Source organism: Megamonas sp. Calf98-2, assembly GCF_900110235.1.
Lineage (GTDB): Bacteria > Bacillota > Negativicutes > Selenomonadales > Selenomonadaceae > Megamonas > Megamonas funiformis.
The window spans coordinates 1-7619 of sequence record NZ_FOCY01000052.1; the positions used below are offsets into that span (position 1 = coordinate 1).

Sequence of the window (7619 nt, forward strand, 5' to 3'; positions counted from 1 at the left end):
CTTCCATCTCGATTAAATCGACGTGAAGCTCCTGACAAATATTATTAATCAACTCCTTTAATCGTTCATCAACACCATTGTTCAACACTTTTCTACGATATTTAGGACAAAATACTACATGATATTTACAAGAATATACTATATTATTATTTGATTTATATTTCATAAAAGTATTATATAACTATTAAAAATATAATACAATAAAAAACAATGATATCGAATCATTGTTTTTTAGCGAGCTTATATCCCCATAAATAAATTTAGGGGCTTTACGCTCGCATTTGGTAATGTAAATTCATCTTTTACATTTTCCCAAAGTTGTGTGCAAATTTCATCTATCATACCATCTGTGAGATTATTAAAAGACTCTACACATTTTTCAGCACATTCTTTTAACTTATCGTCATTTATATAAATGCTTAATCTATGCTTATGTTCATCATCTTGAAAAAATTTACTTTGAAAACTACCTTCACCATTTTCATTCGACCAATAAGTCATAAAATAATTTCTCCTCAAATTTTAATTTAATAAATTTACTACTTTATTAACTTCATTCTACCATATTTAAAATACCTTAATATAAATAACTGCTAAAATTCATTCAATATTAATTACAATTTTACAATTTACAAACAGCCTTAATAATCATGCTTTTAGTTAAATAGAAAAAGTTAATAAATAAAAAACACTTGACAAATTCAACAGAATAGTTTAATGTATACATATCGTAAAGTTGTAAACATGAAATCAAATATAATAAATCCTATGAACAGACAAGTAACTTATAGCAAAAAACTACAGAGAGCTGATGGTTGGTGCAAATCAGTGTGATGTTATAGTGAACATCATCTGGGAGGATTTTGACTGAAAAGTAATTATACTTAGTAAGTCAAAACGGCTTTTCCTCGTTATTGGAAAATACATTTGTATATTCTAATTATCAATTAATTGTTATAAATGTATTCTGAGTGTTGCTATTATTAGCAAAATTTGGGTGGTACCACGGATTTAAAAAGTTCGTCCCTTAGAAATATATATGAAATATATATTTCTAAGAGATGAACTTTTTTATTATATTAATGCATGTTTGCATAAATTTATAAAGTATTTTTTAATACAAAAGATACAAAAGGAGATTTTTTATTATGGCAAAAATTTATTATCAAGAAGATTGTAATCTTAACTTATTAAAAGGTAAAAAAATTGCTGTCATCGGCTATGGTAGTCAGGGTCATGCACATGCGTTAAATTTAAAAGAATCTGGTTTAGATGTTGTTGTAGGTCTTTACAAAGGAAGTAAATCCTGGGCTAAAGCAGAAGCTCAAGGTTTTGATGTTTTCACAGCTGCTGAAGCTGCTGCTCAAGCAGATGTTATCATGGTTCTTATCAATGATGAAAAACAAGCAAAAATGTATAAAGAATCTATCGAACCAAATTTAACAGCTGGTAAAATGCTCATGTTCGCTCATGGTTTTGCTATTCATTTCAATCAAATCGTTCCACCAAAAGATGTTGACGTTACTATGATTGCACCAAAAGCTCCTGGTCATACAGTTAGAAGCGAATATTTAAGAGGTCGTGGAACTCCATGTCTTGTTGCTGTATATCAAGATGCTACAGGCAACGCTTTAGATTTAGCTCTTGCTTATGCAAATGGTCTTGGTTGCTCTAGAGCAGGTGTTCTTAAAACAACTTTCAAAACCGAAACAGAAACTGACCTCTTTGGTGAACAAGCTGTTCTTTGCGGTGGTGTTTGCGCTTTAATGCAAGCTGGTTTTGAAACATTAGTTGAAGCAGGTTATGACCCACGTAATGCATATTTTGAATGTATTCATGAAATGAAACTTATTGTTGACCTTATCTATGAAAGCGGTTTTGCTGGTATGCGTTATTCTATCTCCAATACTGCTGAATATGGTGATTATATCACTGGTCCAAAAATCATTACAGAAGATACTAAAAAAGCTATGAAGAAAATTCTTTCTGATATTCAAGATGGTACTTTTGCTAAAGATTGGCTCATGGATAACCAAACTGGTTGTGCTCATTTCCTTGCTATGCGTAAACGTGCAGCTGAACATGAATGCGAAAAAGTTGGTGCTGAACTTCGTAAACTTTATAGCTGGAATGATTCCGATAAACTTATCAACAATTAATAGCGGCGATATATAAAGCAAAAAGAGATGCTGCAAAGCATCTCTTTTTTTATCAAAATATTTGATTACATATATAAAGGAGGAAAAATTCATGCAAATAAACGGCGCTCAAGCAATTATTGAATGTTTGAAAAAAGAAAATGTAAATCTTGTTTTTGGTTACCCTGGCGGTGCTGTTTTGACATTATATGATGCTTTATATCAAAATAAATTTCCTCATATTCTAACCAAACATGAACAAGGTGCTATTCATGCTGCTGACGGTTATGCTCGTTCTAGTGGAAAAGTTGGAGTATGTTTTGCTACATCTGGTCCAGGTGCTACCAATTTAATCACAGGTATTGCGACAGCTAATATAGACTCTATTCCTATCGTTTGTATTACAGGACAGGTTGCTACTCATCTAATCGGTAAAGATTCTTTCCAAGAAGCCGATGTATGTGGTATTACAGCACCTGTAACTAAACATAATTACTTAATAAAAAAAGTTAGCGATTTACCACGAGTATTTAAAGAAGCATTCCATATTGCTTCTACTGGTAGACCTGGCCCTGTTGTCATTGACATTGCTAAAGATGTATTTGAAGCGGAAATAGATTTTGAATATCCTACAGAAGTTAATCTTCGTGGATATAAATTACAAAAAGATGGCAATACAGACGATATTGATACTTTAATCGAAGCTGTAAAAACTGCTGAAAAACCTGTTTTATTTGTCGGCGGTGGTGTTATTTCTTCAAATACTTCTGCGTATATCAAACAATTAACTGAAATAACTGGCATTCCTGTTGTTGAAAGCCTTATGGGTAGAGGTTCTATTCCATGCGACCAATTAGAATCCTTAGGCATGGTAGGTATGCATGGTACTTATACAGCAAATATGGCAGTAATGGAATGTGATTTATTAATTGCTTTAGGCGCTCGTTTTGATGACCGTGTTACTGGTAAAGTTTCCGAATTTGCCCCTAATGCCAAAATCGCTCATTTTGATATTGATAGTGCGGAAATAAATAAAAATGTACATGTAGATTATCCTGTTGTCGGTGATTTACGTTGGTCTTTACCTTTATTCACAGCTAAACTTTCTATCATTGGTGCACAATTAAAAGATCAATATAAACCTTGGCGTGATTACATCTTTGAAATGAAACATTTCAATCCTTTATTATATCGTGATGATGAAAATTTAATCATGCCTGAAAATATTATCACTAATATCAGTAAAATTTGTGATGAAAACACTATTGTAGTAACAGATGTTGGTCAGCATCAAATGTGGGCAGCACAATATTATAATTTACAAAAATCTCGCAAATTTATCACTTCTGGTGGACTTGGTACTATGGGATTTGGTCTTCCTGCTGCAATTGGCGCTAAACTTGCAAATCCTGATAAAAAAGTAGTTTTATTTACTGGTGATGGTAGTATTATGATGAATTGTCAAGAATTTGCTACTGTTGCTGATTATAATTTAGATATAAAAGTAGTAGTACTCAATAACCATATGCTTGGCATGGTTGCTCAATGGCAACGTATGTTCTACAATCATCATTATTCTCATTCTGTATTGAGAGGTAAAACTGATTTAGTAAAATTAGCTCAAGCTATGGGTGTAAATGGTTATCGCATTGATAATAAAACTACATTCAATGAACAATTAGCTAATTACATCAATAGTGATGGCGCTTATCTCATTGATATATTAATTCCTGATGAAGAAAATGTATTCCCTATGGTTCCCGCTGGTGGACGACTTGATCAAATGGTATTGGAGGCAGAACAATGAAATATCAATTAACACTATTAGCTGAAGATACTCCTGGAGTATTGAGCCATATTGTTTCCCTTATCAGCAGACGTTCATTTAATATCAATACCTTATCTGTAGGCTATACAGAAGAAGAACATGTTACTAGAATGAGCTTTGTCTTGACTGCTGATAGTGAAAATGAAGTAGAACAAGTTATGAAGCAAATCAATAAACTCATTAATGTAATCAAAATCGTTAATTTGACTCATATTGATTCAATCAATCGTGAACTTGTGATGATAAAAGTAAAAGCTGACCCTATAACTAGAAATGATATTGTAAATATAGTAAATATCTTCCGTGCAAAAATAGTTGATATCAATCGCGAAACACTCGTTATTGAATTAACTGGCGACCATACAAAAATTGATGCCCTTTGTGAAATGCTTGCAGATTATGAAGTAATCGAAGTAGCTAGAACTGGTACACTTACTATGTCCCGTGGTACTATTCCTGTAAAAAATATGTAATATATAAAATAAAGACATTCTTTTTTATAAATTTTAATTTAAAATTTGATATAGAAGAGAATGTCTTTTTATTTTTATTAAATTTAAAGAGGTGATTTCTGTGATATTAAATGTTTTAGTAGATAATAATACTTTTATTGATAAATATTTTTTAGGTGAACCTGCACTTAGTTATTTCATTGAGTTAAATAATAAAAAAATTTTTTTAATACAGGATATTCAGACATTTTTTAACTAACGCAAGTAAAATGAATATTTCTTTAGCTAACTTAGATTATATTGTTTTATCTCATGGCCATAGCGACTATACTGGTGGGCTAAAAAGTCTTTTACATAAATATAATCTAGAAAAGACAAAATTAATAGCTCATCCTCAAATTCTTTATCCTAAATGAAAAAATAATATAGATATTAGAATGTCTATGTCTTTTGATGAATTATCATATAAATTAGAGCCTATACTTACAAAAGAGCCATATTGGACTGATGACAATCTTGTATTTTTAAGTGAAATTCCCACTAAATTTCCATTCGAACGCATAAAAGTGGAAGAAGTTTTTAAAGATAATCAATGGCAAGATGATTTAAATTTTGATGATAGTGCTATGGTTTATAAAGGCAAAGACGGATTAGTTATCATAACTGCTTGTTCTCATAGTGGAATTTGTAATATTATCGAATATAGTAAATCTTTATTTCCTAATACAAAAATTCACAGTATTATTGGTGGTTTTCATCTATTAAAAGTCGATGATAAATTAAGAAAAACTATTGATTATTTAAAAGAACAAGATATCGATATTATTTATCCTGCCCATTGTACTTGCCTTCAAGCAAAAATTCAAATGGCTAAGTATATGAACATTCAAGAAGTTGGCGTTAATTTAAAATTAGAGTTCAAATAAAAAGAGTACAGATAAATTCTGTACTCTTTATTTCTGTTTATATTTATATTTCTATTTTTATATTTATTTTTTCTTTTTAAGCATATAACCTATAGCTAAAATAATAATCCATAAAGGTAAAATATACAAAGCATTTCTAGTATCAGAGATTTGATACATCATAAATGCAATAAAAATTAAAAATACAATACATAAATAATTGATGATTGGATAACCAATAGATTTAAAATGTAAATCTTTATCTTGCCCTAAACGAGCTTTAGCTTTTCTAAATTTCAAATGTGTAACAATGATGATAAACCAACTAACAAGTACTGCTGCTACTGCAATAGAAACTAGATACATAAATACTTTTCCAGGGAAAAGATAATTTAAAACTACTGCGATTAATGTAATTCCTGAAGAAATAAAAATACCAACCATTGGCACGCCATTTCTAGTTAAAGCAGTTAAAATCTTAGGAGCATTTCCTTGACTAGCTAAACCATATAACATGCGTGAATTACTATAAATAGCACTATTATAAACAGATATAGCTGCTGTTAATACTACTATATTCAATAAATTTGCTGCAGCAGGTATACCAATATTAGAGAAAATCTGTACAAATGGACTTGCTTCTAATCCTACTTCATTCCATGGATATAAAATCATTAAAACGACTAAAGTACCAATATAAAAAATAAGAATTCGCCAAATAACTTGGTTTATAGCTTTAGGGATAGATTTTTGGGGTTCATCTGCTTCACCTGCAGTAATACCGATTAATTCTATACCGCCAAAAGAGAACATAACTACCACTAAAGAAAGAGCAAGACCCCACCAGCCATTTGGCAAGTAACCACCATGACTCCAAAGATTGCTGAGATTTTCAGGAAATGTTCCCATATCTGTACAAATAATATATATACCAAAAATAATCATACAGCAAATAGCAACTACTTTAATAATAGCTGTACAAAATTCAAATTCACCATATAATTTTACATTGATTAAATTAATCACTGTGATGATAATTAAACAAATAAGAGCAGAAAGCCATTGTGGTACATCTGGCAACCAATAATTTATATAAATACCTACAGCTGTTAATTCTACCATACTAACGATGACATAATTCATCCAATAATTCCAACCAGATAAAAAGCCTACGAATTCATGCCAATAAGTATTTGCATATGAGCTAAATGAGCCGGAAACTGGATTATCTACAGCCATTTCCCCTAACATACGCATAATAAAAAATATTACACAGCCACCAATTAAATAAGATAGTGAAATAGCTGGCCCAGCCAATTGAATTGTTGAAGCCGAACCATAAAATAGACCTGTACCAATAGCGCCACCTAAAGCAATCATCTGTAAATGACGATTTTTCAAACCACGCTTTAGACTTTGCTGTGAATTTGTTTTCATTTTAATTCCCTCCATCAATCAAATAAGGTAATTAATTAAAAACCCTGTAGGTTTTCTATTCCTACAGGGTTTAATTATTAATAGTACAAATAGATGTTACTATTATACACTATTTTATTTGTAATTTAAAAGACCTTTTTCACCAGCAACAACATTTTGTTCAATTTTAAAAACTTCAACTTTATTATTGCCAGTAAAAGCAATAGGAGATACGAGTGATTTACCTGCTTCTTGTACAGCTTCTAAATCCACAACTACTAAAACATCACCTTGTTTTACTTCATCACCAACTTTTATATTAGAAGAAAAACCTTCGCCTTCCATTTCAACTGTATCAATCCCAATATGAATTAATACTTCTGTGCCGTCTTCTTTAGCTTCTAAACCAAAAGCATGACCAGTAGGAAAAGCAGCTGTTACTTTAGCATCAAAAGGTGCAACAACTGTACCATCTGTTAATTCAATACCGCAACCATCACCCATCATTTTTTGAGCAAATGCAGGGTCTGGAATATCGCTCATAGCCACCACTTTACCTGTCATCGGTGAAACAAAATTTTTTTCATTAGACTGAAATAGTTTTGAAAATAATCCCATTTATTTATCCTCCAAAATCTTAAACATACTACTTACGTTTTTTATTTATTATATACTAAGCTAGTATTACATTGCAATAAATATTCTAAATCATCATTAATTTTTGCAATTTAATTTCAAAATTTACTATAAAAAAAGACTTAATCTGTGATGTGCACCCAAAATATTGGACATATTAATTAGGCTACTAATTGAAACTTAATTCTGTATTCTACAGGACTAAGTCCTTTTAGTTTTATCTTTATCCGTTTTGTATTATAAT

The 7619-nt window shown here is 30.7% G+C and carries 11 protein-coding genes and 1 other annotated feature; of the genes, 6 read left to right on the plus strand and 5 right to left on the minus strand.

The genetic code is table 11. The features are described from left to right. A partial coding sequence (gene tnpA / locus BMX03_RS10700; protein WP_143052101.1) for an IS200/IS605 family transposase occupies positions 1 to 166 on the minus strand: 166 nt, incomplete at its 3' end. 74 nt (positions 167 to 240) lie between these two features. Then, complete coding sequence (locus tag BMX03_RS10705; protein WP_234970754.1) at positions 241 to 501, minus strand: hypothetical protein; 261 nt, start codon at positions 499 to 501, stop codon at positions 241 to 243. A gap of 258 nt (positions 502 to 759) precedes the next feature. After that, positions 760 to 1031, plus strand: a binding site (T-box leader). A gap of 117 nt (positions 1032 to 1148) precedes the next feature. Here BMX03_RS10705 and ilvC point away from each other — a divergent pair. From ilvC to BMX03_RS10725, 6 genes are all read left to right on the plus strand, one after another. Further along, positions 1149 to 2159 carry a ketol-acid reductoisomerase gene (ilvC, locus tag BMX03_RS10710; protein ID WP_022228425.1) on the plus strand — a complete coding sequence of 337 codons (1011 nt, stop codon included), beginning with the start codon at positions 1149 to 1151 and terminating at the stop codon, positions 2157 to 2159. Between the two features lie 91 nt (positions 2160 to 2250). Then, positions 2251 to 3945 carry a biosynthetic-type acetolactate synthase large subunit gene (gene ilvB, locus BMX03_RS10715; RefSeq protein ID WP_022228426.1) on the plus strand — a complete coding sequence of 565 codons (1695 nt, stop codon included), beginning with the start codon at positions 2251 to 2253 and terminating at the stop codon, positions 3943 to 3945. Then, positions 3942 to 4439 carry an acetolactate synthase small subunit gene (ilvN, locus tag BMX03_RS10720; protein ID WP_008537269.1) on the plus strand — a complete coding sequence of 166 codons (498 nt, stop codon included), beginning with the start codon at positions 3942 to 3944 and terminating at the stop codon, positions 4437 to 4439. Before ilvB ends, ilvN begins: the two co-directional genes overlap by 4 nt. 100 nt (positions 4440 to 4539) lie before the next feature. Continuing rightward, positions 4540 to 4677, plus strand: a complete 138-nt coding sequence (locus tag BMX03_RS11190) for a hypothetical protein (protein ID WP_159432678.1) — start codon at positions 4540 to 4542, stop codon at positions 4675 to 4677. Positions 4678 to 4687: 10 nt separating this feature from the next. Beyond that, positions 4688 to 4834 carry an MBL fold metallo-hydrolase gene (locus tag BMX03_RS11555; RefSeq protein ID WP_015563154.1) on the plus strand — a complete coding sequence of 49 codons (147 nt, stop codon included), beginning with the start codon at positions 4688 to 4690 and terminating at the stop codon, positions 4832 to 4834. Positions 4835 to 4861: 27 nt separating this feature from the next. After that, on the plus strand, positions 4862 to 5344 hold the full coding sequence (locus BMX03_RS10725) for an MBL fold metallo-hydrolase (RefSeq protein ID WP_106404440.1): 483 nt from the start codon (positions 4862 to 4864) through the stop codon (positions 5342 to 5344). 63 nt (positions 5345 to 5407) lie between these two features. Here the strand turns inward: BMX03_RS10725 and BMX03_RS10730 are convergent, their stop codons facing one another. From BMX03_RS10730 to BMX03_RS11560, 3 genes are all read right to left on the minus strand, one after another. Beyond that, on the minus strand, positions 5408 to 6760 hold the full coding sequence (locus BMX03_RS10730; RefSeq protein ID WP_075555307.1) for an amino acid permease: 1353 nt from the start codon (positions 6758 to 6760) through the stop codon (positions 5408 to 5410). Between the two features lie 114 nt (positions 6761 to 6874). Further along, positions 6875 to 7357 (minus strand): PTS sugar transporter subunit IIA, encoded by a 483-nt coding sequence (locus tag BMX03_RS10735; RefSeq protein WP_015563151.1) that lies wholly within the window; start codon positions 7355 to 7357, stop codon positions 6875 to 6877. A gap of 179 nt (positions 7358 to 7536) precedes the next feature. Then, positions 7537 to 7619, minus strand: an 83-nt coding sequence (locus BMX03_RS11560; RefSeq protein WP_143052102.1) for an IS3 family transposase, incomplete at its 5' end; no start/stop codon positions are given.

Bases quoted from the DNA above. Each gene is read 5' to 3' on its own strand.
- BMX03_RS10705 (WP_234970754.1), bottom strand. From the start codon at position 501: ATGACTTATTGGTCGAATGAAAATGGTGAAGGTAGTTTTCAAAGTAAA.
- ilvC (WP_022228425.1), top strand. From the start codon at position 1,149: ATGGCAAAAATTTATTATCAAGAAGATTGTAATCTTAACTTATTAAAA.
- ilvB (WP_022228426.1), top strand. From the start codon at position 2,251: ATGCAAATAAACGGCGCTCAAGCAATTATTGAATGTTTGAAAAAAGAA.
- ilvN (WP_008537269.1), top strand. From the start codon at position 3,942: ATGAAATATCAATTAACACTATTAGCTGAAGATACTCCTGGAGTATTG.
- BMX03_RS11555 (WP_015563154.1), top strand. From the start codon at position 4,688: ATGAATATTTCTTTAGCTAACTTAGATTATATTGTTTTATCTCATGGC.
- BMX03_RS10725 (WP_106404440.1), top strand. From the start codon at position 4,862: ATGTCTTTTGATGAATTATCATATAAATTAGAGCCTATACTTACAAAA.
- BMX03_RS10730 (WP_075555307.1), bottom strand. From the start codon at position 6,760: ATGAAAACAAATTCACAGCAAAGTCTAAAGCGTGGTTTGAAAAATCGT.
- BMX03_RS10735 (WP_015563151.1), bottom strand. From the start codon at position 7,357: ATGGGATTATTTTCAAAACTATTTCAGTCTAATGAAAAAAATTTTGTT.